This window comes from Curtobacterium sp. MCLR17_036, from assembly GCF_003234445.2.
Taxonomy (GTDB): domain Bacteria; phylum Actinomycetota; class Actinomycetes; order Actinomycetales; family Microbacteriaceae; genus Curtobacterium.
The window spans coordinates 28,513-52,530 of record NZ_CP126269.1; the positions used below are offsets into that span (position 1 = coordinate 28,513).

Sequence of the window (24,018 nt, forward strand, 5' to 3'; positions counted from 1 at the left end):
TCCGACGGCAGACCGAGGAGGACACATGAGCAAGACCTGGTTCATCACCGGAGCGTCCAAGGGCTTCGGCCGCGAGTGGGCGGAGGCCGCCCTGGAGCGCGGCGACTCCGTCGCCGGCACGGCCCGGAACCCCGAGGACGTGCAGGAGCTCGTCACGCAGTACCCGGACACGTTCCTCGCGCTGCAGCTCGACGTCACCGACCGCGACGCCGACTTCGCCGCGGTGCAGCGTGCCGCCGAGCACTTCGGCTCGCTCGACGTCGTCGTCAACAACGCCGGCTTCGGCCACTTCGGCATGGTCGAGGAGCTCACCGAGGACGAGGTCCGCGCCCAGCTCGAGACGAACCTGTTCGGCGCGCTCTGGGTCACCCAGGCGGCGCTCCCGGTCATGCGCGAGCAGGGCTCCGGGCACATCGTGCAGGTGTCGAGCATCGGCGGGATCAGCGCGTTCCCGACCGTCGGCGCCTACCACGCGTCGAAGTGGGCGCTCGAGGGGCTGTCCCAGTCGCTCGCGCAGGAGGTCGCCGGCTTCGGCATCTCGGTCACGCTCGTCGAGCCGGGCGGGTACTCGACCGACTGGTCCGGCCCCTCGGCGAAGCGCAGCGAGGAGATCCCGGCCTACGCCGACGTCCGCGAAGCCGCCTCGAAGCGTCCGTCGGCCGCCGACCCGGGCAAGCCCGAGGCGACGCGGTCGGCGATCCTGCGGGTCGTCGACGCCGAGGAGCCGCCGCTGCGCGTGTTCTTCGGCAAGGCGCCGCTCGGCATCGCGGAGCGGGACTACGAGTCCCGGCTCGCCACGTGGCGTGCGTGGCAGCCGGTGTCCGAGGAGGCGCACGGGGCCTGACGCCGCCGGGGCCGCGGTCGCGGCCGGGTCAGCGGACGCGGTGGGCGTCGGCGCCGATCACGCCGAGCAGGCGCAGGCGTTCGGCGCTCACGCTCCCCGGCTCGGCCGTGTGCACGAGCAGCGTGTGCGAGCGGCGGACGTCCTGCAGGACCTGGCAGTGCAGGGTCAGCTCGCCCACCTCCGGGTGGAGGTACCGCTTGACCGCCTCCGGACGGACGCCGACCTCGTGCGCCGCCCACACGGTGCGGAACTCCTCGCTCTGCTCGAGCAGGCGGTCGGCCAGCTGCGCGGCCCGTGACCGTGGTCCACGCCGGGCGATCACGTCGCGGAGCCCCGCGGCGTACATGCGCGACGTGAAGTCGTGCTCGTCGGCCGGGCGGCGGTCGCGCTCGGCGGGGTCGGTGAACCACCGGAACCCCGCGCTCCTGGCGTCGCCGCGGCGCTCGCGGGCGTCCCCGGTGATCGCCGCCGCCAGCGGGGTCTGCTGCAGCGTCTCGCCGAGCTCGGAGACGACCTCGGCCGGGGTCTCGGCGAGCTGGTCGAGGATCCGCATCATCCCCGGGTCGACGTGGTCGCCCCCGGGACCCGCGGCCGGCGGCTGGTGCCCGGCGAGCCGGAACAGGTGGTCGCGCTCGTCGAGGCTCAGGCGGAGCCCCTGGGCGATCGAGGCGAGCATCTGGTCCGAGGGCTGCGGACCCCGCTCACGCTCGAGCCGCGCGTAGTAGTCGACGGACATGTTGGCGAGCATCGCGGCCTCTTCGCGGCGCAGGCCGTCGGTGCGGCGGCGCTGCCCGCGCGGCAGCCCGACGTCCTCCGGCTGCAGCGCTGCCCGACGGCCGCGCAGGAACTCCGCCAGGCCCGGTCGATCGATCATGGGCACATCCTCTCGCGACGCGGTCCCCGGAGCCACGGATCGTCAGGCCGTGGCTCGGCGGCGGCGGTCCGGCGAGCATCGGCGTGGGGCACCGAGCGCGGCGCCCGACCGCGAGAGGACCAGACCATGCCGCAGCACCACGACCACCCGTCCGTCCCCGACCTGACCGGTCACCGTGTCCTGGTGACCGGCGGCAGCGACGGCATCGGCCTCGTGCTCGCCGGACGCTTCGCCGCCGCCGGCGCCGAGGTCGTCCTGCCGGTGCGCAACCGCGAGAAGGGGGCTGCGGCGATCACCCGGGTGCGCGACCGCCAACCCGACGCCGCGCTCGTGCTCGAGGACGCCGACCTGTCGTCCCTCGCCTCGGTCGCCGCGCTCACCGACCGGCTGCGGGCGGACGGAGCACCGATCGACGTGCTCGTCGCCAACGCCGGCGTGATGACGCCGCCCGAGCGGGCGACGACCGCGGACGGGTTCGAGCTGCAGTTCGGCACGAACCACCTCGGGCACGCCGCGCTCGTCGGTGGGGTGCTGCCGCTGCTCCGCGCCGCCGGTGGCCGGGTGGTGGTGCAGTCGAGCGTCGCGGCGCGCGGGGCGTCCGTGCACTGGGACGACCTGCAGTTCGAGCGGCGGTACCACGGTGGGCGGGCGTACGGGCAGTCGAAGCTCGCGGGCGCCCTCTTCGCCTTCGAGCTCGGTCGGCGCAGCCGCGCCGGCGGGTGGGGCATCACGAGCGCCGTGAGCCACCCCGGCGTCGCACCCACCTCGCTCCTCGCCGCACGCTCCGAGTTGGGCCGCACGCGGGACACCCCGCAGGTGCGACTCATCCGGTGGCTGTCGGCGCACGGGCTGCTGGTGGGGACGCCCGAGACCGCCGCCGACCCGGCCGTGCTCGCGGCCACGCGCGAGGACCTCGCCGACGCGTTCGTCGGGCCGACCGGACCCGGTGGCGTCGGCGGTCCCGCCGGGCGGCAGGAGCCGTGGGCACCGATGCGACGGGACGCCGACGCGGCGCGCCTGTGGGACGTCACCGCCGAGCTCACCGGGGTGCGGCTCGCCGGGTGACCGGTGCCGGCTGCGCGTCAGAAGGCCGCGAGGGCGTCGCGGAGCATGTCGTGCCCCTGCGCCTCGAAGTCCTCGTCGCCCACCGCGTACGCCCAGACCGCGGTACCGACGGCCTCGCGGAGCTGCAGCAGACGCCACTGCTCCGGGTCGCGCGGATCGCGGCCGTAGCCCGCCAGGAACGCGGCCTCGAGCACGGGGTCGTGCTGCCAGTGGTGCACCGCGAGCCGGGTGAGGTCCGCCGTCGCCGGTCGCCAGGCGAAGCGCCCGAAGTCGATCGCCCGCAGGTGCCCGTCGTCGACGACCCAGTTGCGGGGGTGCCAGTCGCCGTGCGTCGGGACGAGCGGCTCGACGACACCGCCGCCGGGGCGCTCGCCGAGGACCGCGCGGACCCGGTCGACCGTCCCCGGGGCGATGCGGTGCGGGGCGTCGAGCGCCGCCAGCGCCTTCGCGTGTTCGCGGACCCGGTGGTCGGGGTCGTGCCTGGTGCCCTGGTCGTGCAGCTGGCGCAGCAGCACGCCCGCCTGCCGGTGCACGTCCGGGTCGGTGGCGTCGGGGGTGTCCAGAGCCAGGTGCCCCGGGACGCGCGTGACCACGAGCACGCGGTGCTCGGGGTCGACCGCGACGAGCGCGTTGGTGTCCCCGGTCGCGAGCAGGGGAGCCGTCCAGTGCCGGTGCGCCTCGAGTTCCCGGGGGAAGTGCGTGTTGTCCGGACCGCAGGCCTTGACCGTGTAGGCACGCCCCTCGGCGACGACGTGCAGGACGATCGTGTCGAGGAGGCCCCAGGAGTCGTCGCCGACCACCTCGGCCCCCGGGAGCACGGCGCGGACGAACGACGCCTGCCGGTCGTCGAGTCCGGTCCGCCCCCACGGTGTCCGCTCCCACCGTGTCCGCTCCCACTGCACCACGGCACCGTACCCGACCTCCGGCCGCGGACCGGCCGTTCGGGGGTCTTGTCGGGTCCACGGCCGCTCCGCACACTGTTCCAGTCCTCCGCCACCGGGCTGGGGGCTCCCGCGCCGGAAGGGACACCATGCGCGCTTCGACCACCACCGTGGGCGCCGTCGTGCTCGGGTTCGTGCTGACGGCGCTCGTCGCCGTGCCGGGCACCGCGGCGACGTGGGACGTCGGCATACTGCGAGCGGGGACCCCCTGCCACGACGAGGACCTGTCGGTCCGGGTGCTCGGCACCGGCTGCAGCGTCGACGGCGGGACCCTGACGCTCGACGACGGCCGGACGTTCGTGGTTCCGTCGGCGGGTGTCCGGGTGTCCGCGGAGCCGGTGTCGGCCAGCGACCACGACCACGACGACGTCGTCGTCGTGAACCGCGGTCGGGCGGGTGTCGCCGTCATGGTGGACGACGTCTGGCGGGGGTCGCCGACCGCCGTCCGCCAGGAACGGGCGGCCGTGCAGCAGCGGACGCGCGCCGTCGGCCTCGCCACCACCGGACCCGGACGCCACGTCGGCACGACCGCGAGCTGCGGGAGCACCGCGTACACGCTGACCGGTGCGCACTGGGAGTCCACGATCGACTGGCGGTACAACCCGTCGGGGGCGCGGGTCGCGAAGCCCGACGCCGTGCAGGCCGGGGCGCAGGCCTGGACCGGGAAGGTCGGGGCGTGCGGCGAGACCGTCCGCTCGTCGGTGACCCAGCGGTACCTCGGCACCGCGAAGCAGGCCGCCGCCGTCACCGACCGCGGCGGGTGCGGCGCGTCGAGCGGCACGAGCGTCGTCGGCTGGGGTCCGCTGCCCGGTCTGACGCTCGCGCTCACCTGCACCTGGTCGTGGACGGACGGCGTCGCGTTCGAGACCGACCAGCGCTACTCGACGAAGCAGCTCTGGTCGTCGACCGCCACGTGCTCGGGCTCCCGGTACGACCTGCGCGGGATCGCCACGCACGAGTGGGGCCACTCCGTCGGGCTCGGGCACACCGCGCAGCGGTCCGGTCTCGTCATGAAGCCCTCGTCGACGGTGTGCGACACGGCGCAGCGGACACTCGGCCTCGGGGACCTGCGGGGACTCGCGGCGCTCTCCCGCCGCTGAGTCCCGCGCCGGTCAGCGCAGCGAGTAGCCGCCGTCCATGAGCAGCTCGGTGCCGTGACAGTACGAGGCCGCGTCGCTCAGCAGGAAGTGGATCGACGCCGCGACCTCCTCGGGCCGCGCGAACCTGCCCGGCACGATGTCCCGCATCCACTCGTCGAACTGGTGGCGCTTCTTCGCCAGGAGCGGCGTGTCGACGTAGCCGGGTGAGACGCAGTTCACACGGATGCCCTGCGGCCCCCACTCGACGGCGAGCGTCCTGGTGAGCGCGGCGACACCGGCCTTCGAGACGTTGTACGCGACCTGTTTCTGCGGGTGGTTGACGACCCGGTTGCCGGACATCGACGCGATGCTCACGATGGCCGCCTCACCGCGGCCGTCCATGACGTCGTGGAACGCCTGGCACGTCAGGAACACCCCGACGAGGTTGACGTCGAGGACGCCGCGGAACTGGTCGGCGGACATCTCCGCTGCGGCGACGTCGTCCTCGACTATGCCCGCCGCGTTGACGAGGTCGATGCGCCCCGGGTGCTCGGCGCCGACGCGTTCCGCGAGTGCCCGGAGCGACTCGGGGTCGGTGATGTCGACCGTGTCCGACGTCACGCCGTCGGGCAGGTCGGACGGCTCGCGCAGGTCCACCGCGACCACGTCCGCACCGGCGGCGTGCAGGCGCCGGACCACCTGCAGGCCGATGCCGCCGGCCGCGCCGGTCACCACCACCGTCCGGTCCGTCAGGTCGCGTGCCACGGTCGTCGTCTGGTCGATCGTCATCGATCGCCCCTCTCTGCCCGGCGGGCCGGGCATCGTTCGGTCGGTGCCCGGGACGGTACCCGCTCCCGCCGGGTGCGCGCTGCCGTGTCCGCGGTCAGTCGCCCCGGGCGCCGGCGAGCCCGTGGTCGTGGGCGTACACGACGAGCTGCACCCGGTCGCGCAGCGCGAGCTTGCCGAGGATGCTCGAGATCTGCGTCTTCACCGTGGACTCGGTGACGAACTCCTTCGTCGCGATCTCGGCGTTCGACAGGCCGCGGGACGCCCAGCCGAACACGACGCGCTCCCGCTCGGTCAGGGTCGCGAACTCCGGCGGCTGCGGGGCCGGGGCGCGCGCGACGTCGGCGCCGAACAGCTGCGCCAGGTCGTTCGGCGCGATCACCGAGCTGCCCTCGTGCACCGCCCGCACGGCGGCGAACAGGAACGTCGGGGTGGTGTCCTTCAGCAGGAAACCGCTCGCGCCGAGTCGGATCGCGGTCGCCGCCGCCGGGTCGAGCCCGAAGGTGGTGAGCACGACGACACGGGGGAGCGGCCCCTCGACGGCGCCGGAGAACAGCCGCCGCACCGTCTCGACGCCGTCCACGCCCGCCATCCGCATGTCGAGCAGCACCACGTCGGGGCGGAGCTCCGGGATGAGGGCGAGTGCCTCGGCCCCGTCCGACGCCTCACCCACCACCTGCATGTCGTCCTGGGCGTCGAGCACCACCCGCAACCCTGCGCGGAACAGCGCCTGGTCGTCGGTGAGCAGGATCCTGATCGGTTCGGTCATCGGACTGGTCCCCCTTGGACGTCGTACGGGATGCGGGCGCGTGCGGTGAACACGCCGTCGAGCACGGCGGCGTCGAAGGACCCGCCGAGTGCGGTGAGTCGGGACTCCATGCCGGCCGTGCCGCGGCCGGAGCCGCCGGTCGAGCCGTCGCCCACGGGGTTCTCGACCTCGAACACCAGGTCGGCTCCGCGCCAGGTCTCGCGCACGACCACGGTGGCGCCGGGGGCACCGTGGCGGAGCGCGTTCGTGAGCATCTCCTGCAGCACCCGGCGCGCGGCGGTGCCGGGCTCCGGACCGAGGACGACCGGGGTGCCGCGGACGGCGTGGTCGACGTGGACGCCGGCCTCGCGGATGCCCTGCACGATCGCGTCGAGCGACCCCGGGTCGGTGGTCGTCGACGACCCGTCGATCTGGCCGAGGACCTGCCGGACCTCGACGAGCGAGCTGCGGGCGGTGCTCGCGATGGTGGCGCTCACCTCGCGGATGCGTGCCTCGTCGTCGAGGAACGGCACCGAGTCGGCCTGCGCGATGATCACCGCGAGCGAGTGCCCGACGACGTCGTGCACGTCGCGGGCGATGTCGACGCGGATGCGCTCCGACTCGGCGACGTCGATCGCGCGGGTGGCCGTCGCCTCGGCCCGGGTGGCGACGGCCTCGGCGCGGGACGCGGCGGCCTCGGCGTCGGCCCGGCGTTCCGACTCGCGGTCGCGGGACCGGAACGCGCGGAGGGCGAGCCCGCCCGCCCACACCCCGAGGAGCGCGGTCACGGGTGCGGCCAGCGCCAGGAACGCCTGGTCGCGCGGGCCGTTGATGAGCACGAGGAAGCGGAAGCCGGTCGCCGCGAGGTAGAACGTCGCCCCGACCCCGGCGAGGAAGGCGAGGACGCCGGCGACGATGACCTCGGTGCGGGTGCCGACCACCGCGACGGTACCGATGACGACGAACATCGCGAGGTCGACGAGCGAGGGGCGCTCGCTGCCGCCGACCTGGACGATGCCGAGCGCGACCATCATGAACATCGACGCCGACGGTGAGATCCGCCGCAGGGCGATCGCGGCCGATGCCGTCAGCACCGCGGCCAGGCTGGCCTGTTCGAGTGCGAGGTCGATCGGGAGCAGGAAGACGAACGCCGCGAGGCCCGCCCAGGCCACGTCGACGGCGATCGAACGCGTGGCGAGCGGCCGGATGAACCTGCCCCGTTCGGTCACGGCACGATCTTCGCACGGGGCCCGCACGGCAGCGTGCCGGCGGCGCTCCCCGGGGTCACGGCGTGGGCGACACGGCGACGAGCGTGACGACGGTCACGACGACGATGGCGGCGCAGAGCAGCAGCGTGGCGATCGTGTGCTTCGTGGAGGTGTCCATGCCGTCGAGCCTGACGGACCGCGGGCACGACGGCATCGGGCCAGGGGCGGAAGGGCGTTCGTCCCGCAGGGTGAACCGGCAGGGCCGGGTCTCGGCCACGGGGTCAGTACGTGACGGTGCCGAGCACCCGGTGCGCGATCGAGATCGACTCGCCGGACACCACCGACCGCGGCGACGACAGGAACGCCACGAGGTCGGCGATCTGCTCGGGGCTCGACTCGCCGCCGGCACCCGGTCGCACCGCGGCGGTCGGGGTGTCCGTCACCGTGCCGGGGTTGACGACGTTCACCGTCACCCCGGTTCCCGCGGTCTCGTCGGCGAGGTTCTTCGCGATCACACCGACGGCCGCGTTCCGCAACGAGGCGGTGATGTTGCCCGACAGGTAGGCGTTCTGCCCGCTCACCACGACGACCCGGCCGTGGCCGGCCTCCCGCTGGCCGGGCAGCACCGCGGCGGCGACCCGGAGGAACCCGATCGCCTTGCCGTCGATCGCGTCGAGCACCTGCGCGGGGTCGGACCGCTTCGCCGGGTCGAGCGTCCCGGCACTCGGCGCGGCGGTGACCACGAGGACGTCGATGCGCCCGTACCGCTCGAGGACGGTCGCCACCGCCGCGTCGACGGACGCCTGCGAGGCGGTGTCCATCGTGACCGAGGCGTCGTCGTCCCCCGCGGAGCGCGAGGCGACGACGACGGTCGCACCCTCGGTCCGGAGGCGGTCGGCGACCGCAGCGCCGACGTACCCCCTGCCGCCGACGACGAGGGCGACGCGGTGCTGCAGTTCGAGGTCCATGCCGCCACCGTAGGCCCGTCCGGAGCCCGGCGCAGGTCGTTCACTTCGCGAAACGTGCATGCCGACAACTGTTTCGTTGCGAAGAACGTTCACCTTGTGAAAGAGTCACCTCGTCCGCAGGGGACGCACGGCAGAAGGGCGGGACCACACATGCACAGCACGTACTCCGGGATGCCTCGGGTCGCACGGATCGGGAGCAGCCACACCCGCGTCGGCCTGACCGACCCCGCCGTGATCGACGCCTACGTCGAGCGCCGCATCGCCGACCCGTCGCTGCTCGCCGGCCACGCCGAGCCGTCCTACGGTGACTTCTTCGCCGTCCCCACCGCCTGACCAGGAGCACGTGCGCACATGCCGCTGACCGTCGTCCGCCGAGAGCACGCCCACCTCTACACGCGCGAGCCCCGGAGCCAGGCCGCGAGGACCGCCGTCGACGCCCTGCTCCAGCTGCAGCACGCCGAGGAGCAACAGATCGAGTCGGCTCGCATCGAGAGCGACCTGACGAAGAACGAGTTCCTGGCGGTCCGCTACCTGCTCCAGGCGCACCGGGACGGCCGGACGATGGGGCCGAAGGACCTCGCCGTGATGCTCGCCGTGTCGAACGCCTCGGTGACGAAGATCGTCGACGCCCTCGTCGAGAAGGGGCTGCTGCTGCGCACCGCCCACCCGAGCGACCGCCGCGCGCAGCTGCTCTTACCCACCGACCACGCCGCCGCGAAGATCGACGCCTCGTACGCCCGCTTCCACGAGGCCGTGGTCGGGGCCGTCGACGAGCTGTCCGACGCCGACAACGAGGTCCTCGCGCGCTCCCTGTCCCGGGTCGTCGAGGCGCTCGCCGCCGGTACGCCGGCACCGGTCGACGAGTACACGGTCGACGAGCAGGACCGACCCGACCCACAGGGCTGACGCGACCGGCTGCCGGACGGGAGGCCCGTGGCGGCGCCGGCACGGGCCTCCCGTCCGACGGTGGCGGGAAAACCTTCCAGCGGTAAGTTGGGTGCATGACGCACGCCGACGACGACGACGCGGCCCCGCCGCGGCGGGGCGGCTACCGCAAGGGTGCCGAGCGCCGGGCGCAGATCCTCGACGAGATGATCCGCATGGTCGCCGAACAGGGCGTCGACGCGTCGTCGCTGCGGTCCGTCGCCGACGCCCTCGGGATCACGCACGCCGCACTCCGCCACTACTTCCCGAGCCGGGACGAACTGCTGCTCGCCGTCTACCGCGAGCACGAGGTGCGGGAGCAGCAGGCTCCCGACCGCCTGCTGTCCGCGATCGGGGACATGCGGGACAGCGCCCTGCGCAACCGAGCCGTGCCGGGGCTCGTGCAGCTGTACACGACGCTCGGCGCCGACGCCGTGCAGGAGGGCCACCCGGCGACCCGGGAGTTCATGCGACAGCGCTTCACCGGGCTCCGGGCCGACCTCGCCGCCCTCATCGAGGCCGACCAGGCCCGGGGGCGCATCCGCGCGGACCTCGACCCCGTCGACCTGGCCTCCCTGAGCATCGCCGCCTCGGACGGGCTGCAGGTGCAGTGGCTGCTCGACCCGGAGGCCGTCGACAGCGAGCGGGTGCTGCGCCTGCTCGAGTCGCTGGTGCCGCCGGTGCCACCCGCTCCGTCGGCGCCCGCGTCGCCGTCGTGACGAACAGGAACGGTCGGGCCCCCGACAGGGTGCCCGACCGTTCCTGTTCGTGCAGTGCGGTGCCTACGCGTCGACGCCTGCCGTCAGGACCGCGGCCGCGGGGTCGAAGTCCTCGGGCAGCGGCGGGATCGCTTCCACGCTCGACGTGATCTCGACCGCGGAACCCGACTCGGCCGCGTCGCGGATGCCGAGCAGCACGTCGAGGACGTGCAGCGCGACCGCACCCGAGGCGCGCTCGGGGCGGTCCTCGGCGATCGCGCGGGCGAGCTCGACGACGCCGGTGCCGCGGCCCCAGGTGGAACCGACGGCCTCGAGGGTCTCCGGCTCGTCCTGGCCGTAGCGCCACAGCTGTGACGAGCCCTCGAAGGTGTTCGGGTCCGGCAGCGAGATCGTGCCGAGGGTGCCGTTGATCTCGACGAAGCCCATGCGGGGCAGGGCGTGCTGGAACGAGAACGTCGACTGGGCGGACTGCCCGCCGGCGAACTCGATGAGCGCGGCGTGGTGGGTCGGGACCTCGACGGGGAACGTCTCGCCGGCACGGTCACCGGACGCGATCGTGCGGCGGTCGAGCGACTTCGAGGACACGGCCTGCACCCGCGATGCGGTGCCGAACGCGTGCACCAGGGTGGTGACGTAGTACGGGCCCATGTCGAACAGGGGGCCGGCACCCTTCGCGAACAGGAAGTCCGGGTTCGGGTGCCACGCCTCGGGTCCGGGCACGTGGAACAGCGTCGTCGCGGACAGCGGCTCGCCGATGTCGCCGCGGGCGATGGCGCGGAGCGCCGTCTGGATGCCCGCGCCGAGCACGGTGTCCGGCGCGGTCGCGACCCGCAGCCCCTTCGCCTGCGCCGACGCGAGCACCGCGGCGGCCGACTCGTGGTCGGTGGCGATCGGCTTCTCGCTCCAGACGTGCTTGCCGGCGTCGACGATCTGCTGGTCGACCTCGGCGTGCGCCGCCGGGATCGTCAGGTTGATGACGATGCTGATGTCGTCACGGGCCAGGAGCTCCTCGACGGTGCCGGACGCCGCGACCCCGTAGGCCGCAGCCTGGGCGGCGGCCCGGTCGAGCAGGACGTCGGCGACGAACCGGACCTCGACGTCGGCGAACTGCGTCAGGTTCTCGAGGTACTGCGTGGAGATGTTGCCGGCACCGATGATGCCGATCCCGACGCGGCTCACGCGGCGTCCCCGGCGTGGTCGTTGGCGCGGAGCCAGGTGAGGGACTCGGTGATCCCCTCGAAGACGTCGCCCTTGTACGCGTCGAACTCGACGACGCGGATGGCCTGCGGCGCCGCGGCGAGGATGCCCGCCACGTCGACGTCGCCCTGGCCGGCCGGGGTCTGGTTCTCGAAGGCGCGCTGCAGGGCCTCGGGAACGATCAGTGCGCTCTCGGACGACGGCAGTGCGGTGCGGATGTCACCGTCGACCTTGCCGTCCTTGACGTGGATCGCGACGACGCGGTCGCCGAGGGACCGCAGGACGGCGGGGGCGTCCGCGCCGCCGACGGTCGCCCAGAAGGTGTCGACCTCGAGGACGGTCTCCGGCGACAGCTGCGACACGAAGAGCTCGTAGACGGTGCGGCCGTCGACCTTGTTCGTGAACTCCCACTGGTGGTTGTGGTACCCGAACTGCAGGCCGCGCGCGGCGGCCTCGGCGGTCAGCTCGTTGACGCGCTCGGCGATCTTCGCGACGTCGTCGGCGGTCTGCCAGCGGTCGGTCGGGATGAAGGGGTCGATGACGGTGCGGATGCCGAGGCGCTCGGCGGCGTCCCAGATCGGCGCGGTGTCCTCGGCGTCGATCACGGCGACGTGACCGGACGGGGCGCGCAGGCCGGTGGCCGCGAAGGCACGCTCGAGGTCGGTGGCGCGCTCGACGAACGCGTACGGCTCGACGTTCTCGTACCCGATCTCGGCGACACGGGCGATCGCCTTGTCGAGGTCTTCGGCGATGGCGTCGCGCAGCGAGTAGAGCTGCACAGAGGTGGTGGGCATTGCGGGAGGCTCCTTCGGTCCTGACTGCCTGGCGGTGTCGCGACCCGACGAGGAGCGATGCTCCACGGCGAGATCGTCACCGACGCTACCCCAAAAACCACCCGGTGTGTAGTTTTGCTGCGCGGCGCTTCGTCGGCCCGTCGGCACCGGGCCCGTCCGGGCCGCTGCGGGGTCGATCCGCTCCGCCGCACCCCCCGGACTGGCGGGTCGCGCCTGCCGGACCCGCCGCGCACAATCGTGTCCATGCCGACGCCCGACACCGAACTCCGCGCACGGATCGTCGCCGCCGCCGTCGAGGCGTACCGCGCCACCGACTTCCACCGCGTCGGGCCGGACGAGGTCGCGGTGCGCGCCGACGTCGCGGTCGCGGAGCTGCACCGCGTCTACCCGACGTGGGAGCTGCTCGTCGTCGCGGTCACCGACCGGTGGCTGAACGGCAGCCGCCGTGCGGCCTGGGCCGTCGCCGAGCGCGACGGAGCCGTCGCCTACCTGCGTGCGTTGTTGGAGGCCGGCCTCGCCGAACCGGCGCTCGTCCGGCTCCGGATCGCCGTGCTCAGTGCCGCGTCGAACCCCGGTCACCCGGCCGCCGGCTGGTTCCACGCGCAGTACACCCAGTCCTTCGAGGACGTCACCCTCGCCCTGGTGCGGGACGTCGTCGCCGGCCGCGAGCCCCGCGGCGCGTCGCCCCGGCACGCCGCGGAGCAGCTCATGGCCCTCTACGAGGGCCTGCAGCTGCAGTCCCTGCTCCGCGAGGACGCGGAACCCCTGGCCGGCTTCGACCGTGCCGTCACCCGGATGCGCGTCGGCTGGGCCGAGGCGCGCGTCGCCGTCTGACGGTCACCGTCCCCGGGACGTGTCCGCGAGACGGTCGGGAGGCGCGGCGCGGCACACCGACGTCGGCGCACGTCCCTGACAGGGTCGGCTGATGGAGTACACGGACTACGACACGCGGCTCGCCGCCTACGGCGTGATCACCGACCACGACCGCGTGCTCCTGGCACGGCTGCGCTGGCCGGACGCCGGTACGTGGTCGCTGCCGGGCGGCGGCGTCGAGTTCGACGAGACCGTCGAACAGGGGGTCGTGCGCGAGGTCCGCGAGGAGACCGGCTACGAGTCCGAGGTCGGCGCCCTGCTCGGGATCCGCCACCACGTCGTGCCCGCGGAACGCCGGATGCACGCCAACGGCCGGCCGATGAAGGCCGTGCAGGTCGTGTTCCGGGTGACCGTCGTCGGCGGGGACCTGCGTGACGAGGTCGACGGGTCGACCGACGAGGCGCGCTGGATCCCGATCGCCGGCCTGCCGCACCACCGGCACGGGCTGCTCGTGCCGATCGCCCTCGGCTGGGCGGGTGCGCTGGCCCGCTGACGCGCGCTACTGCGACTGCGGCTGCTCCTGCTGCTCCTGCTCGAGGACGCTGAGGACGTTGCCCGACGGGTCGGTGAACCACGCGATGAGCGGCCCGCCCCGCCGGTTGACGCCGTGCTCGTCGGTCAGCCCCTCGTACCGCAGGAACGTGACGCCCGCCGCGGTGAGCTCGGCCACCGCGGCGTCGACGTCCGGCACGGGCAGGTCGAGCACCGTGCAGGAAGTGAACCACCGCGACCGCACGTCGGCGCGCTCTGCCAGGATGATGCCGTGGACCGACCCGGCATGCGCCCCGACGACGCCGTCGAACGCGCCGTCGAGCTCGCCCGAGGCCGCCGCCGCACGGTGCTCGGCATCGCCGGGGCCCCGGGCGCCGGCAAGTCGACGCTCGCCCGCCGGATCGTGGGCGCGGTCGACGAGCGCCTCGGCGCCGGCACCGCGGTGCAGGTGCCGATGGACGGCTTCCACCTGTCGAACGCGGCGCTCGACGCCCTCGGTCGGCACGACCGCAAGGGCGCCGTCGACACCTTCGACGCTGACGGCTACGTCGCGCTCGTGCGTCGGCTGGCGGACCCCACCGAGCCCGTCGTGTGGGCGCCCGACTTCGACCGTCGCGTCGACGAACCCGTCGCCGGCAGCATCGCCGTCCCCGCCGCGACCCGGCTCGTGGTCACCGAGGGCAACTACCTGCTCGACGACGCCGAGCCCTGGCCCGCGCTCGGCGGCCTGCTGACCGAGACCTGGTTCTGCGTCGTCGACGACGCCGTCCGGGTGGACCGGCTCGTCGGACGCCACATGCGGCACGGTCGCGACCACGACGCGGCCCGCACCTGGGCGGTGGAGGTCGACGGCGTGAACGCGGCGAGGGTCGCGCCCACGGTGCACCGTGCCTCCCGGACGGTGTGGACGTGACCGGGCGACCGACCCGACCCCGACCGAAGGAGCGACCATGACCATCGCCATCACCGGCGCGACCGGCAACATCGGAGGTGCGGTCGCCCGCGCGCTCGCCGCGGACGGCGTCCCGTTCCGGATGATCGTGCGCGACGCCGGGCGTGCCCCGCAGCTGCCCGGCACCGAGGTCGCCGTCGCGACCTACGCCGACGCTGAGGCGGCCCGCGCGGCGCTCGAGGGCGTCGACGTGCTCCTCATGGTCTCCGGCGCCGAGGCGCAGGACCGCCTCGAGCAGCACCGCACCTTCGTGGCCGCCGCCGCGACGGCCGGGGTGCGACACGTCGTGTACACGTCGTTCGTCGGCGCGGCGGCCGACGCCACCTTCACCCTGGGTCGCGACCACTGGGCGACCGAGGCGGCGATCCGGGCCACCGATGTCGGCCACACGTTCCTGCGGGACTCGTTCTACCTGGACTTCGTCGAGGACCTGGTCGGCGAGGACGGCGTGATCCGGGGCCCGGCTGGCGACGGGGCGATGGCCGCGGTGGCCCGTGCCGACGTGGCACGCGCCGCGACTGCCGTGCTCCGTGACCCGGCGGCGCACCTCGACCGCACGTACGAGCTGACCGGCCCCGCGGCGATCACCCTTGCCGAGGCGGCGGCCACCGTGTCCGAGGTCCGGGGCCGCCCGGTGTCCTACCACCCGGAGACCGTGGACGAGGCCTACGCCTCGCGGGCTCGGTGGCAGCCCGAGCCGTGGCAGGCCGATGCGTGGGTGAGCACCTACACGGCGATCGCCGAGGGCGCCCTGTCGCACGTCTCCGGCGACGTCGAACGGGTGACCGGTCGGCGTCCGGTGTCCCTGCGCGAGGTCCTGACGGCCGACTGACGCGCGGGGTGGCGCACCTGCCCCGCTCCGTGAGCAGGAGGTGTCGGGTCCCGCGTGGCCACTCGACCGTTCCTGCTCAGGAAGTGGGCCGCCCGGTGCCCCTCGCGCCCGGAGCCCGTCACGCCACGCGGCGGGCGGCGATCGTGCCGGCGACCCCGAGGGTGAGCACCGACGCGAGCACGACGAGCAGCGGGACCGTCCAGTCCCCGGTCGCACCGTGCAGCGCCCCGGCGACGAGCGGCCCGGCCGACCCGATCAGGTACCCGCCGCCCTGCACGAACGCGGACATCCGTCGGGCGTCGGCGTCGCTCGACACGATCCGCACGATCACGATGAAGATCACCGTGATGCCACCGCCCTGGGCCGCACCGCCGAGCACCGACCACAGCAGCCAGAGCTGCGGGGCGAAGAGCAGTCCGAGCGGCATCGCCAACCACAGGATCCCGACGAGCGCGATGATCGCACGCGGTCGCCACCGCGTCGCGAGCAGCGGCACCCCGAGCGCCCCGACCACGGCCAGGATCTGGAACACCGACGAGCTCGCGCCCGAGGACGCCTTCGAGAACCCGATCTCGTCGTGCAGCAGGGTCGGGATCCACGCGGTCAGGGCGTAGTACGAGAACGCCTGGCCGCCGAACGCGAGCGTGAGCCCCCAGGTGATCCATCGTCGTGCCGGACGGACCGGTTCGGCCGGTGCCGCCCGCGCGGTCCGGACCGCCCCGGTGTCGAGCACCTGGTCGATCGGACCGGTGACGGGCAGCGGCTCCGCGGCGGCGGTGGGCGCCGGGCGGCGCCACGCGGCCCGGGCACCCACCGCGGTGGTCCACGCGACGCCGGCGACGAGCACGAAGACCGCCCACGCGGCGATCGCGACGGGCCAGCCCCACAGCGCGGCCAGGGGCGCGGTGCCGAGCGAGGTGGTCATCGACCCGACGTTGAGCGCCGACGTGTACACGCCGGTGACGAGCCCGACCCGCTCCGGCGAGGTGTCCCGCCGGATGACCACCGGTACGACGACGTTGCCGATCGTGATGCCGATGCCGATCACGGCGGTACCGACGAGCAGCGCCGCCGCGGACGGGAGCGAGCGCACCACGGTGCCGACCAGCACGATGACCAGGGACAGCGACACCGCCCGCTCCGGGTCCGCCTTCGCGATCACCCAGCTCGCGAACGGGGTGGCCAGCGCGAAGCAGAGCACCGGGATCGTCGTGAGCAGCCCGGCGATCGTGGCGGTCAGGCCGAGGTCCACCCGGATGTCGCCGATCACCGGTGCCGGGGCCACGATCGGGCCGCGGAAGTTCAGCGCGACCAGGACGATGGCGGCGGGCAGCGCCCACGCGGCACCGCGCAGCCCCTTCGCGACGCGGCCGGTCACGGCAGCAGGATCGGCAGCAGGTCGAGCGGGGTGGCCGCGCTCGCGACGGTGCCGGCGGCCTCGTCGGGGGAGCCGTAGCCCCACTCAGCGAAGACCACGGGGACGCCGTGCACCGTGGCGCCCTCGACGTCGTGCTTCCGGTCGCCGACGAGCACGGGGCGCGAGACGTCGAAGCCGTGGGCGTCGAGGCGGCGGAGCGCCTCCTCGACGACGTCGGCCTTGCTCGACCGGACCTCGTCGTCGCTCGCGCCGGTGATGATGTCGATGTCCCCGGTGAGCCCGTAGTGCTCCAGGATGTACGTCGCCGGGGTCTCCGGCTTGCTCGTCGCCGTGGAGATCGGCAGTCCGGCGTCGTGCAGGGTGCGGAGCACCACGTCGATGCCCGGGAACATCGCCGAGTCGAGGGCGCCGTGCGAGAAGTAGTGCTCGCGGTACACCGCGAGGGTGCGCTCGGCCTGCTCGGCGTCCATGCCCATCGCGACCCGGAACGTGTCCATGATCGGCGGACCGACGAACGACATCAGGGTGTCGTGGTCCGGCACCGGGACCCCGACGGTGCGGAAGGTGTGCGTCAGGCTCTCGAGGATGCCCGGCGCGGAGTCGCTGATGGTGCCGTCGAGGTCGAACAGGATGGCGGAGAACGGGCTGGTCATGTCCTGCCCACCCTAGCCGGGCGGTGGCGGCGACCGACGTGGCGGGCGCGGCCCGTGCCTCCCGTCCGTCGCTGGCCCGCGGCCTGGGGAACCAGGTTCCGGACACCGAACCACGCTGTTGCGCGGTTCCGTGTCCGGAACCTGGTTCCCGGGGATCGGCCCGCGGTCAGAACAGGCGGGTGTGCCCGCCCTCGATGCCGCGCATCGCGTCGTAGTCGAGCACGAGGACGCGGATGCCGCGGTCCTCGGCGAGGGTGCGAGCCTGCGGTGCGACCGTCTGCGCCGCGAGCACGCCCTGCACCGGGCGCAGGTGCGGGTCGCGGTTCATGAGCTCGAGGTAGCGGGTGAGCTGCTCCACCGCGTCGATGTTGGCGTTCCGCTTCATCTCGACCGCGACGCTCGCCCCGGCGTCGTCCCGCGCCAGGATGTCCACCGGTCCGATGGCGGTCATGTACTCGCGACGCACCAGGGTGTGGCCGTCGCCGAGCAGCTCGATCTGCTCGGACAGGAGCTGCTGCAGGTGCGCCTCGACGCCGTCCTTCACCAGCCCGGGGTCGACGCCGAGGTCGTGGGTCTCGTCGGCGACCACCTCGTACAGGGACACGATGAGCTTGTCCTGCGTCTTCTTCTGCGTCACCGTCCACACCTGCGTGATCCCGGCGGCCGACTGGTCGTCGTCGGGCTCGGTGATCTCGATCGAGCACGGCGGGCTCATCCAGTTCAGCGGCTTGTAGCTGCCGCCGTCGGAGTGCACGAGCAGGGAGCCGTCGGCCTTGAGCATGAGCAGACGGGTCGCGAGCGGCAGGTGGGCTGAGAGCCGTCCGGCGTAGTCGACGGAGCAGCGGGCGATGACGAGACGCACGCGGAGAGCCTAACGGGCGTCGCGGGTCGGCCCGGTCGTCGTGCTGCTGGTCGGTTCCGTGCTGCTGGTCGCTTCGGCGCTGTCCGTCGCTCCGGCGCTGTCGGTCGGGAGGCCCGCCCCGCCCCCGCCGTGTCCGTCGCCACCGCCGCGGGTCGGCCGGGCGGCGGCGCCGCGCTCGCGGGCGGCGCCCGAGGCCAGTCCCGCCGCGATGATGAACACGAAGACCACCAGGAGCGCACCGAGCAGGCCGACGTGCTCGCCGAGGAACCCGATGAGGGGCGGGCCGGCGAGGAACGCCACGTACCCGATCGTCGCGACGGCGCTGACGCGCGCGGCCGCGGTGCGCGGGTCGTCCGCAGCGGCGGACATGCCCATCGGGAAGCCGAGGCTCGCGCCGAGGCCCCAGAGCACCACGCCGACGATCGCGATCGGCACGCTGTCGATGAAGATGAGCATGCCGAGCCCCACCACCGCGACCGCCGCGCTCGTGCGCAGGACCGGGACGCGTCCGAACTTGTCGATGAGGGGGCTGCCGGCGACCCGGCCGGCGGTCATCGCGGCGAGGAAGACCGTGAGCACGGCGGCACCCGCGGCGTTGTCGAGCCCGTGGCCGTCGATCATGGCGAGGGGCAGCCAGTCGTTCGCCGACCCCTCGGCCAGCGCCATGCCGAGCACGATGACGCCGATCAGGATGGTGGAGGGCTGCGCCCAGACCTGCCAGCGGGTGAGCGGCGCGGCGATCGGGCTCGTGTCGGTGGAGACCGGCTCCTCGAACCGGTGCTCGTCCTGGAACCCGCGCACGGCGACGAACATCGCGATGCTCGTCAGGACGACCAGGACCGTGAAGTGCCAGACGACCGGCACCGCGAAGCGCTCCGTCACGGCCGCGAGCCCCGCGCCGGCCAGTGTGCCGAGGCTGAACGCCGCGTGGAACAGGGGCATGATCGTCCGCCCACCGGCCTTCTCGGCGGCCGCGCCGGACACGTTCATCGACACGTCGACCAGGCCGTTGCCGAACCCGAAGGCGATGAGCGCGATCCAGATGGCGGCGAAGCCCCAGCCGAGCGTCACCGCGACCCCGGCGGCGACCATGCCGACGAGCAGGCAGACGGCGGCGACCTGCACGCCCCGGCGTGCGCCGAGCTTCGCGACGATGTGCCCGGCGAACGTCAGCCCGCCGATCGAGCCGACCGCCATGCCGAGCACGAGCAGGCCCATCTCGAGCGTGCTGGCGCCGAGGGAGTCGCGCACGCTCGGGATCCGGCCGAGCCACGTCGCGATGTCGAGCCCGGACAGGGTGAACGTCACGAACACCGCGGTGATCCAGGCCCTGGTGCTCGGGGTGGTGCGGGTGGACGTCGTCGTCATGGTGGTCCCATCGTGCTGCGGTGCGGGTTCTGCTGCGTGTCCTGCATCGGTCGAATCGATTCGACCGCTCGTTCCGGATACGCTAACGGGCGATGGACGAACCGGCAACAGGACCCGGCGCGTCGCCCTCGGGCGGCGGCGCTGCTCGTCGGTCGCGCCCGACGCTCGCGGCGGTCGCCCGCGCCGCCGGGGTGGCGCCGTCCACCGCGTCGCTCGCCTTCAGCGGCCTCGGCCCGGTGTCCGAGGACGCCAAGGCCCGCGTGCTCGCCGCCGCGGCCGAGCTCGGCTACGGCGGCCCCGATCCCCGTGCCCGGTCCCTGCGCCGCGGACGCTCCGGCGTCATCGGCGTCGTGATGGACGAACGCCTGAGCGACGCGTTCCGCGACCCGGTCAACGTCCTGACGCTCGACGGCATCGCCGAGGTCGCCGGCGAGGCGGGTGCTTCGCTGCTGCTCGTCCGCAGCCCCCTCGACGACGAGCAGGGGACCGGCCCGCTGGTCGACGCCCCGATGGACGCCGTCGTGCTCGTCGGCTGCAACGTCCGGATCGACCCCGCCGTCGCCGTGCTGCGCCGACGCCAGATCCCCGTCGTCGCGATCGAGGCGGACGACATCGAGGGCGCCGTCCCCGTGCAGCTCGACAACCGCGATGCCTCACGCCGGGCCGCCGCCTACCTGCAGGACCTCGGGCACGCCGCCGTCACGGTGGTGACCCTGCCCCTCGACGCGGCGCGTCGCCGCGGACCGATCGCCGACGACCGGCTGTCCTCGGGCACCGCGTTCACCACGCTCGAACGGCTCCGCGGGGTGCGCGAGGTCTTCCCGTCGGCCGTCGCGATCGAGGCCGCCGGCAGTGCGGTCGAGGAGGGGCGCCTCGCCGGCACCGCCCTGTTCGCGGCCGACGGCCCCCGCCCGACTGCCGTCGTCGCGCAGAGCGACCTGCTCGCCGTCGGCGTCATCGCGGCGGCCCTCGACGCCGGACTCCGGGTGCCGGAGGACGTCAGCGTCGTCGGCTTCGACGGCATCACGGTCGACGACAGCCTGCTGCACCGATCGCCGATCCGGCAGCTGACGACCCTCGTCCAGCCCTTCGTGCAGAAAGGTCAGGCCGCCGCGCGCGCTGCCCTCGCCATGCTCGAGGGGGCGGAGCCGGAGCCGGCGTCGTTCACGTCGACGTTGCGGGTGGGGGACACGACGGGGCCGCCGCCCACACCGTCCGCCGCGACCGCCGCGACCGCCGCACGCACCGCCTGATCGCTGAGGACGTCACCGGCATCTTCCTCGTCGCACACGGGCGGGACCCCGAGACGTCCAGCGCCCTCGCCGCCGAGACCACTGGTCACCGGGTTCTCCATCAACCGTTCGGTTGAGGCGGCCGATCGTCGGTCTTCGTACTGTTGCTGCTGGCCGTGTCCACCACAGGAAGGTAATTCCATGCGAACGAAGACCGAAGCCGCACTCCGCGCCCGGCACCGCGGCGTCCAGGCCCGGATCGCAGCGCATCCCCTCAACGACCCCGAGATGGAGCGCGCTCGGATGCTCGTCAAGAACAGCGACGGTGCCGCGCAGCAGCAGGTGTCGGCCGAGTTGCGAGCGCAAGGACTCCCGAGCATGACGCGTCAGACGTGGACGTTGGTCACGGGCCTCCCCGGACTGGCTCGGCTCAACCGGCGGCGGCTGCGTCTCGAGCGGGAACTTCGAGCAGCACGCCACTGAGGACGAGTCCTCGGACACCTGGTCCGCATCGATCCTCATCGGGGGGCGCCGGACGTCGCATCGCGCGAACGCTGCTCATGCGCAGCGGTCAGCCCCGCCGCACCCCGAGCCCCACCACCGCGACCAGGTTGACCGCACTCCCCACGAGGAACCCCGTCGTCCCCCCGGCCACTCCCGCGACCGGTCCGAGCACCGCCATGAGCCCGGCGCCCACGACGAACCCGGCGACGGACGCCAGGGCGACCTGTCGTGACCGCCCCGAGGCGAGCAGCAGCGCGGCCGGCACGAGCCCGACGGTGAACACCCACACCGCGACCATCAGGTACCGCAGGTCAGCCACGGCAGCCGTGCCCTCGGCGGGGTAGACGATCGGCAGGAACCACCCGGCGAGCAACCCGACCAGCCCGAACACCACGGCCGAGGCGGCGGCGAACCCGCCGACGAGCAGCACCGCGCCGCGGGACCGCAGCGACCCGCCGTCCGTCCGGTGCGCGAACGCCGGCACGAGCACCTGCCCCAGCGCCTGCCCGAGCATCGAGGCCGGCGTCGCCAGGGTGAACGCCGCCGCGTAGACGCCGGCGTCGTGGGCCGATGACGTCACCTGTGCCGAGATCATCGTCAGCTGCAGCAACCCGTTCGAGGTCACCACCGCCAGCACGTTCCACGCCGCGAACCCGAGCACCCCGGCCGTCGGCTCCGCGGGACCCGACAGGCCGTTGCCCCGCGGCCAGCACGCGATCGCGAACACCGTGTACCCGATCGCCAGGGGGAGCAGCACGAAGGGCTCGAGCCGCGCGACGCACGCCACCACGAGCAACGCGAGTGCCAGTACGCTCGTCACGGAGTCCCAGAGCGCGATCCGGGGCGCCCGCCCGTACCCGAGCTGTGCGCCGCGCGCGTGGCAGTAGAGCCCGTAGCCGACGACGACCGCGGCACCGCCGAGCACCGTCCCGGGGCCGTTGCCCCAGGCGAGCGCGACCGGCACGGTGACCGCGGCGAGCACCACGCTCGACACCAGCATCGACATCCCGAGCAGCCGGTTCACCGCGGCGTCCGACCGGCGTCCCCGCAGCGCGATCGCCAGGAACCGCGAGGCGGTGTTGCCCGACGCGTTCGGCCAGAGCAGCGCGACGAACACCGAGAGCGACAGCAGGGCGGTGGTCTGCCCGAGGGTCTCGGTGCCGAACACCCGCCCGACGACGACGGTCACGAGCAGCTTCGCGACACCCTGCACCCCGATGCCGACGGTGGCGAGCACGGCCGACGACGCCACGGACGACGACGCAGCAGCGGACCCGCTCACCGCGCCAGCGCCTGTTCGACCCACCCGCGACGGTGCGCCCGCAGTCCGAGCGTCACCGCCCGGACCCCGATGTACCCGAGGGCGAACGCCGCCCACAGCCCCGCGAGGGTCCCGCCCGCCCACCACAGCAGCGGCAGGTACACGACCAGGTTGACGCCGCCGGCGACGGCCAGGTACCGCGCGTCCCCGGCGCCGATCAGCACACCGTCGAGCACGAAGACGTAGCCGGCGACGGGCATCCCGACGGCGATGAGCACCAGGACGACGGGCAGCGCGGTGCGCACCGCCTGCGAGTCCGAGAACACCGGTCCGAGCAGCCCGCTCACGGCCAGGGTCAGCAGGCCGAGGAGCACCCCGCCGGCGATCCCGAGCAGCACGAGCCGCCGCGTCACGAGCCGCACCCGCTCCGGGTCGCGTGCACCGAGTCCGTGCCCGACGAGCGCCTGCCCGGCGATCGCCAGGGCGTCGAGCGCGAACGCCAGGGTGGAGAACACGGTCAGCCCGACCTGCGTGGTCGCCAGCCCCGTGGTCCCGAGCCCGGCCGCGGCCCCGACGGTCGCGAGCATCGCGATCCGCAGTGACGCGGTCCGCAGGAACAGCCACGCGCCCGACCGCAGTGCCCGCGCGACGCCCGAGGCACCCGGCCGGAGCGGCGCTCCCGACGACCGTGCGGCCCGCACCGCGATGCGGACGTAGACGACGGCCATCGCCCACTGCACGATGACCGTGCCGGCGGCGGAGCCCTCGACGCCCCAGCCGGCCCCGTAGATGAGCAGGGCGTTCAGCAGCCCGTTCGCGACGAACCCGACGGTTGCGACGACGAGCGGGGTCCGGGTGTCCTGCAGCCCGCGCAGCAGCCCGGTCAAGGCCGTCACGACCAGGATGCCGGGCAGGCCGACGAGCGACACGGTCAGGTAGCCGGTCGCTGCAGCGGACACCTCGGCCGAGGCACCGAACAGGTCGACGAGCGGCCCGGCGAGCGGCCACCCGACCAGCGCCAGCACCACGCCGAGCACGAGCGCGAGCCACATCCCGTCGATGCCCGCGTGCACGGCGCCGCGACGGTCGCCACCGCCGAGCGCCCGCGCCACCGCCGGCGTCGTCGAGTACGCCAGGAACACGAGCAGCCCGGTCACCGTCGACAGCACGGCACTCGCGAGCCCGACGGCCGCCAGCGGTGTCGCGCCGAGGTGGCCGACGAGCGCGGTGTCGGTCAGCAGGAACAGCGGCTCGACGACGAGCGCGCCGAGCGCGGGCACCGCGAGCCGCACGATGTCGCGGTCGACCGCGCGTCGCTCGGTGGTCGCAGCGGGTCGCGTCGGTCGGGGCACCGGCCCATTCTGGCCGTCCCGCGCCGTGGACGGGTGCCGTGCCGGACGGGAGGCCCGTGGCGGCGTCGCCACGGGCCTCCCGTCCGGCGGTCCCACGTCGTCAGGCACGTGG

Annotated in this window: 27 protein-coding genes; 12 read left to right on the forward strand and 15 right to left on the reverse strand. The window is 73.9% G+C overall.

Features of this window, described 5'->3' with window-relative positions; genetic code table 11:
- Positions 1 to 25: 25 nt before the first annotated feature.
- The gene (locus tag DEI99_RS00135) at positions 26 to 844 is read left to right on the forward strand and encodes an SDR family oxidoreductase (protein WP_111042700.1); all 819 of its coding nucleotides are present in this window, start codon (positions 26 to 28) and stop codon (positions 842 to 844) included.
- A 28-nt stretch (positions 845 to 872) separates the two neighbouring features.
- On the opposite strand, the gene DEI99_RS00140 is transcribed toward DEI99_RS00135, so the two are convergent.
- Positions 873 to 1,718 carry a helix-turn-helix transcriptional regulator gene (locus DEI99_RS00140; RefSeq protein WP_111042699.1) on the reverse strand — a complete coding sequence of 282 codons (846 nt, stop codon included), beginning with the start codon at positions 1,716 to 1,718 and terminating at the stop codon, positions 873 to 875.
- 126 nt (positions 1,719 to 1,844) lie between these two features.
- On the opposite strand from DEI99_RS00140, the gene DEI99_RS00145 reads away from it, so the two are divergent.
- A complete protein-coding gene (locus DEI99_RS00145; protein WP_111042698.1) occupies positions 1,845 to 2,783 on the forward strand; it encodes an SDR family oxidoreductase in 939 nt (312 codons plus the stop codon).
- Between the two features lie 17 nt (positions 2,784 to 2,800).
- Here DEI99_RS00145 and DEI99_RS00150 read toward each other — a convergent pair whose 3' ends face one another.
- Positions 2,801 to 3,685 (reverse strand): phosphotransferase, encoded by an 885-nt coding sequence (locus DEI99_RS00150; RefSeq protein WP_220037174.1) that lies wholly within the window; start codon positions 3,683 to 3,685, stop codon positions 2,801 to 2,803.
- A 128-nt stretch (positions 3,686 to 3,813) separates the two neighbouring features.
- Between DEI99_RS00150 and DEI99_RS00155 the strand changes: the two genes are divergently transcribed.
- The gene (locus DEI99_RS00155; RefSeq protein WP_111042697.1) at positions 3,814 to 4,824 is read left to right on the forward strand and encodes a matrixin family metalloprotease; all 1,011 of its coding nucleotides are present in this window, start codon (positions 3,814 to 3,816) and stop codon (positions 4,822 to 4,824) included.
- Between the two features lie 12 nt (positions 4,825 to 4,836).
- Here DEI99_RS00155 and DEI99_RS00160 read toward each other — a convergent pair whose 3' ends face one another.
- From DEI99_RS00160 to DEI99_RS00175, 4 genes are all read right to left on the reverse strand, one after another.
- Positions 4,837 to 5,592 carry an SDR family NAD(P)-dependent oxidoreductase gene (locus tag DEI99_RS00160; RefSeq protein WP_111042696.1) on the reverse strand — a complete coding sequence of 252 codons (756 nt, stop codon included), beginning with the start codon at positions 5,590 to 5,592 and terminating at the stop codon, positions 4,837 to 4,839.
- Between the two features lie 94 nt (positions 5,593 to 5,686).
- Positions 5,687 to 6,358 (reverse strand): response regulator, encoded by a 672-nt coding sequence (locus tag DEI99_RS00165; protein ID WP_111042695.1) that lies wholly within the window; start codon positions 6,356 to 6,358, stop codon positions 5,687 to 5,689.
- Positions 6,355 to 7,566, reverse strand: coding sequence for a sensor histidine kinase (locus tag DEI99_RS00170; protein WP_111042694.1), 1,212 nt, complete (start codon positions 7,564 to 7,566; stop codon positions 6,355 to 6,357). The genes DEI99_RS00165 and DEI99_RS00170 overlap by 4 nt, the downstream gene beginning before the upstream one ends.
- 260 nt (positions 7,567 to 7,826) lie before the next feature.
- Entirely contained in the window at positions 7,827 to 8,513 is a 687-nt protein-coding gene (locus DEI99_RS00175) for an SDR family NAD(P)-dependent oxidoreductase (RefSeq protein WP_111042693.1), read from the reverse strand.
- A gap of 150 nt (positions 8,514 to 8,663) precedes the next feature.
- Between DEI99_RS00175 and DEI99_RS00180 the strand changes: the two genes are divergently transcribed.
- The 3 genes from DEI99_RS00180 to DEI99_RS00190 all read left to right on the forward strand — a co-directional run bounded on the left by DEI99_RS00180 (position 8,664) and on the right by DEI99_RS00190 (position 10,156).
- Positions 8,664 to 8,846, forward strand: a complete 183-nt coding sequence (locus tag DEI99_RS00180) for a hypothetical protein (protein WP_111042692.1) — start codon at positions 8,664 to 8,666, stop codon at positions 8,844 to 8,846.
- An 18-nt stretch (positions 8,847 to 8,864) separates the two neighbouring features.
- The gene (locus tag DEI99_RS00185) at positions 8,865 to 9,419 is read left to right on the forward strand and encodes a MarR family winged helix-turn-helix transcriptional regulator (protein WP_111042691.1); all 555 of its coding nucleotides are present in this window, start codon (positions 8,865 to 8,867) and stop codon (positions 9,417 to 9,419) included.
- A gap of 95 nt (positions 9,420 to 9,514) precedes the next feature.
- Positions 9,515 to 10,156 carry a TetR/AcrR family transcriptional regulator gene (locus DEI99_RS00190; RefSeq protein WP_111042690.1) on the forward strand — a complete coding sequence of 214 codons (642 nt, stop codon included), beginning with the start codon at positions 9,515 to 9,517 and terminating at the stop codon, positions 10,154 to 10,156.
- Positions 10,157 to 10,219: 63 nt separating this feature from the next.
- Here the strand turns inward: DEI99_RS00190 and DEI99_RS00195 are convergent, their stop codons facing one another.
- The gene (locus DEI99_RS00195; RefSeq protein WP_111042689.1) at positions 10,220 to 11,335 is read right to left on the reverse strand and encodes a Gfo/Idh/MocA family protein; all 1,116 of its coding nucleotides are present in this window, start codon (positions 11,333 to 11,335) and stop codon (positions 10,220 to 10,222) included.
- Entirely contained in the window at positions 11,332 to 12,147 is an 816-nt protein-coding gene (locus DEI99_RS00200) for a sugar phosphate isomerase/epimerase family protein (RefSeq protein ID WP_181434507.1), read from the reverse strand. The genes DEI99_RS00195 and DEI99_RS00200 overlap by 4 nt, the downstream gene beginning before the upstream one ends.
- Positions 12,148 to 12,390: 243 nt before the next feature.
- On the opposite strand from DEI99_RS00200, the gene DEI99_RS00205 reads away from it, so the two are divergent.
- Positions 12,391 to 12,981 carry a TetR family transcriptional regulator C-terminal domain-containing protein gene (locus tag DEI99_RS00205; protein WP_181434506.1) on the forward strand — a complete coding sequence of 197 codons (591 nt, stop codon included), beginning with the start codon at positions 12,391 to 12,393 and terminating at the stop codon, positions 12,979 to 12,981.
- 91 nt (positions 12,982 to 13,072) lie between these two features.
- Complete coding sequence (locus tag DEI99_RS00210) at positions 13,073 to 13,513, forward strand: NUDIX hydrolase (protein WP_111042686.1); 441 nt, start codon at positions 13,073 to 13,075, stop codon at positions 13,511 to 13,513.
- Between the two features lie 6 nt (positions 13,514 to 13,519).
- Here the strand turns inward: DEI99_RS00210 and DEI99_RS00215 are convergent, their stop codons facing one another.
- Entirely contained in the window at positions 13,520 to 13,726 is a 207-nt protein-coding gene (locus DEI99_RS00215) for a VOC family protein (RefSeq protein ID WP_258369562.1), read from the reverse strand.
- A gap of 72 nt (positions 13,727 to 13,798) precedes the next feature.
- Between DEI99_RS00215 and DEI99_RS00220 the strand changes: the two genes are divergently transcribed.
- On the forward strand, positions 13,799 to 14,425 hold the full coding sequence (locus tag DEI99_RS00220; RefSeq protein ID WP_111042685.1) for a nucleoside/nucleotide kinase family protein: 627 nt from the start codon (positions 13,799 to 13,801) through the stop codon (positions 14,423 to 14,425).
- A gap of 37 nt (positions 14,426 to 14,462) precedes the next feature.
- Positions 14,463 to 15,296: an NmrA family NAD(P)-binding protein gene (locus DEI99_RS00225; protein WP_111042684.1), complete on the forward strand. Its 834-nt coding sequence runs from the start codon at positions 14,463 to 14,465 to the stop codon at positions 15,294 to 15,296.
- A gap of 118 nt (positions 15,297 to 15,414) precedes the next feature.
- On the opposite strand, the gene DEI99_RS00230 is transcribed toward DEI99_RS00225, so the two are convergent.
- The 4 genes from DEI99_RS00230 to DEI99_RS00245 form a co-directional block, all read right to left on the reverse strand.
- Positions 15,415 to 16,674, reverse strand: coding sequence for an MFS transporter (locus DEI99_RS00230; protein ID WP_111042683.1), 1,260 nt, complete (start codon positions 16,672 to 16,674; stop codon positions 15,415 to 15,417).
- Positions 16,671 to 17,327: an HAD hydrolase-like protein gene (locus DEI99_RS00235; RefSeq protein WP_071297586.1), complete on the reverse strand. Its 657-nt coding sequence runs from the start codon at positions 17,325 to 17,327 to the stop codon at positions 16,671 to 16,673. Before DEI99_RS00235 ends, DEI99_RS00230 begins: the two co-directional genes overlap by 4 nt.
- 166 nt (positions 17,328 to 17,493) lie before the next feature.
- Complete coding sequence (gene nucS, locus DEI99_RS00240) at positions 17,494 to 18,189, reverse strand: endonuclease NucS (RefSeq protein ID WP_284180896.1); 696 nt, start codon at positions 18,187 to 18,189, stop codon at positions 17,494 to 17,496.
- A gap of 9 nt (positions 18,190 to 18,198) precedes the next feature.
- The gene (locus DEI99_RS00245) at positions 18,199 to 19,557 is read right to left on the reverse strand and encodes an MFS transporter (RefSeq protein WP_111042681.1); all 1,359 of its coding nucleotides are present in this window, start codon (positions 19,555 to 19,557) and stop codon (positions 18,199 to 18,201) included.
- Positions 19,558 to 19,649: 92 nt separating this feature from the next.
- Between DEI99_RS00245 and DEI99_RS00250 the strand changes: the two genes are divergently transcribed.
- Positions 19,650 to 20,810 (forward strand): substrate-binding domain-containing protein, encoded by a 1,161-nt coding sequence (locus DEI99_RS00250; RefSeq protein ID WP_111042680.1) that lies wholly within the window; start codon positions 19,650 to 19,652, stop codon positions 20,808 to 20,810.
- 180 nt (positions 20,811 to 20,990) lie between these two features.
- Positions 20,991 to 21,272 (forward strand): hypothetical protein, encoded by a 282-nt coding sequence (locus DEI99_RS00255; protein ID WP_111042679.1) that lies wholly within the window; start codon positions 20,991 to 20,993, stop codon positions 21,270 to 21,272.
- Between the two features lie 88 nt (positions 21,273 to 21,360).
- Here DEI99_RS00255 and DEI99_RS00260 read toward each other — a convergent pair whose 3' ends face one another.
- Entirely contained in the window at positions 21,361 to 22,575 is a 1,215-nt protein-coding gene (locus DEI99_RS00260) for a lipopolysaccharide biosynthesis protein (protein WP_284180897.1), read from the reverse strand.
- Positions 22,572 to 23,906, reverse strand: a complete 1,335-nt coding sequence (locus DEI99_RS00265) for an MATE family efflux transporter (RefSeq protein ID WP_111042908.1) — start codon at positions 23,904 to 23,906, stop codon at positions 22,572 to 22,574. The genes DEI99_RS00260 and DEI99_RS00265 overlap by 4 nt, the downstream gene beginning before the upstream one ends.
- Between the last annotated feature and the right edge of the window lie 112 nt (positions 23,907 to 24,018).

What these genes read in the sequence shown, in the direction of transcription:
- DEI99_RS00140 (WP_111042699.1), bottom strand. Translation starts at nt 1,718, where the DNA reads ATGATCGATCGACCGGGCCTGGCGGAGTTCCTGCGCGGCCGTCGGGCA.
- DEI99_RS00160 (WP_111042696.1), bottom strand. Translation starts at nt 5,592, where the DNA reads ATGACGATCGACCAGACGACGACCGTGGCACGCGACCTGACGGACCGG.
- DEI99_RS00175 (WP_111042693.1), bottom strand. Translation starts at nt 8,513, where the DNA reads ATGGACCTCGAACTGCAGCACCGCGTCGCCCTCGTCGTCGGCGGCAGG.
- DEI99_RS00250 (WP_111042680.1), top strand. Translation starts at nt 19,650, where the DNA reads ATGGACGAACCGGCAACAGGACCCGGCGCGTCGCCCTCGGGCGGCGGC.
- DEI99_RS00225 (WP_111042684.1), top strand. Translation starts at nt 14,463, where the DNA reads ATGACCATCGCCATCACCGGCGCGACCGGCAACATCGGAGGTGCGGTC.
- DEI99_RS00165 (WP_111042695.1), bottom strand. Translation starts at nt 6,358, where the DNA reads ATGACCGAACCGATCAGGATCCTGCTCACCGACGACCAGGCGCTGTTC.
- DEI99_RS00180 (WP_111042692.1), top strand. Translation starts at nt 8,664, where the DNA reads ATGCACAGCACGTACTCCGGGATGCCTCGGGTCGCACGGATCGGGAGC.
- DEI99_RS00220 (WP_111042685.1), top strand. Translation starts at nt 13,799, where the DNA reads ATGCGCCCCGACGACGCCGTCGAACGCGCCGTCGAGCTCGCCCGAGGC.
- DEI99_RS00185 (WP_111042691.1), top strand. Translation starts at nt 8,865, where the DNA reads ATGCCGCTGACCGTCGTCCGCCGAGAGCACGCCCACCTCTACACGCGC.
- DEI99_RS00255 (WP_111042679.1), top strand. Translation starts at nt 20,991, where the DNA reads ATGCGAACGAAGACCGAAGCCGCACTCCGCGCCCGGCACCGCGGCGTC.
- DEI99_RS00190 (WP_111042690.1), top strand. Translation starts at nt 9,515, where the DNA reads ATGACGCACGCCGACGACGACGACGCGGCCCCGCCGCGGCGGGGCGGC.
- DEI99_RS00135 (WP_111042700.1), top strand. Translation starts at nt 26, where the DNA reads ATGAGCAAGACCTGGTTCATCACCGGAGCGTCCAAGGGCTTCGGCCGC.
- DEI99_RS00145 (WP_111042698.1), top strand. Translation starts at nt 1,845, where the DNA reads ATGCCGCAGCACCACGACCACCCGTCCGTCCCCGACCTGACCGGTCAC.
- DEI99_RS00235 (WP_071297586.1), bottom strand. Translation starts at nt 17,327, where the DNA reads ATGACCAGCCCGTTCTCCGCCATCCTGTTCGACCTCGACGGCACCATC.
- DEI99_RS00200 (WP_181434507.1), bottom strand. Translation starts at nt 12,147, where the DNA reads ATGCCCACCACCTCTGTGCAGCTCTACTCGCTGCGCGACGCCATCGCC.
- DEI99_RS00155 (WP_111042697.1), top strand. Translation starts at nt 3,814, where the DNA reads ATGCGCGCTTCGACCACCACCGTGGGCGCCGTCGTGCTCGGGTTCGTG.
- DEI99_RS00210 (WP_111042686.1), top strand. Translation starts at nt 13,073, where the DNA reads ATGGAGTACACGGACTACGACACGCGGCTCGCCGCCTACGGCGTGATC.
- DEI99_RS00245 (WP_111042681.1), bottom strand. Translation starts at nt 19,557, where the DNA reads ATGACGACGACGTCCACCCGCACCACCCCGAGCACCAGGGCCTGGATC.
- DEI99_RS00205 (WP_181434506.1), top strand. Translation starts at nt 12,391, where the DNA reads ATGCCGACGCCCGACACCGAACTCCGCGCACGGATCGTCGCCGCCGCC.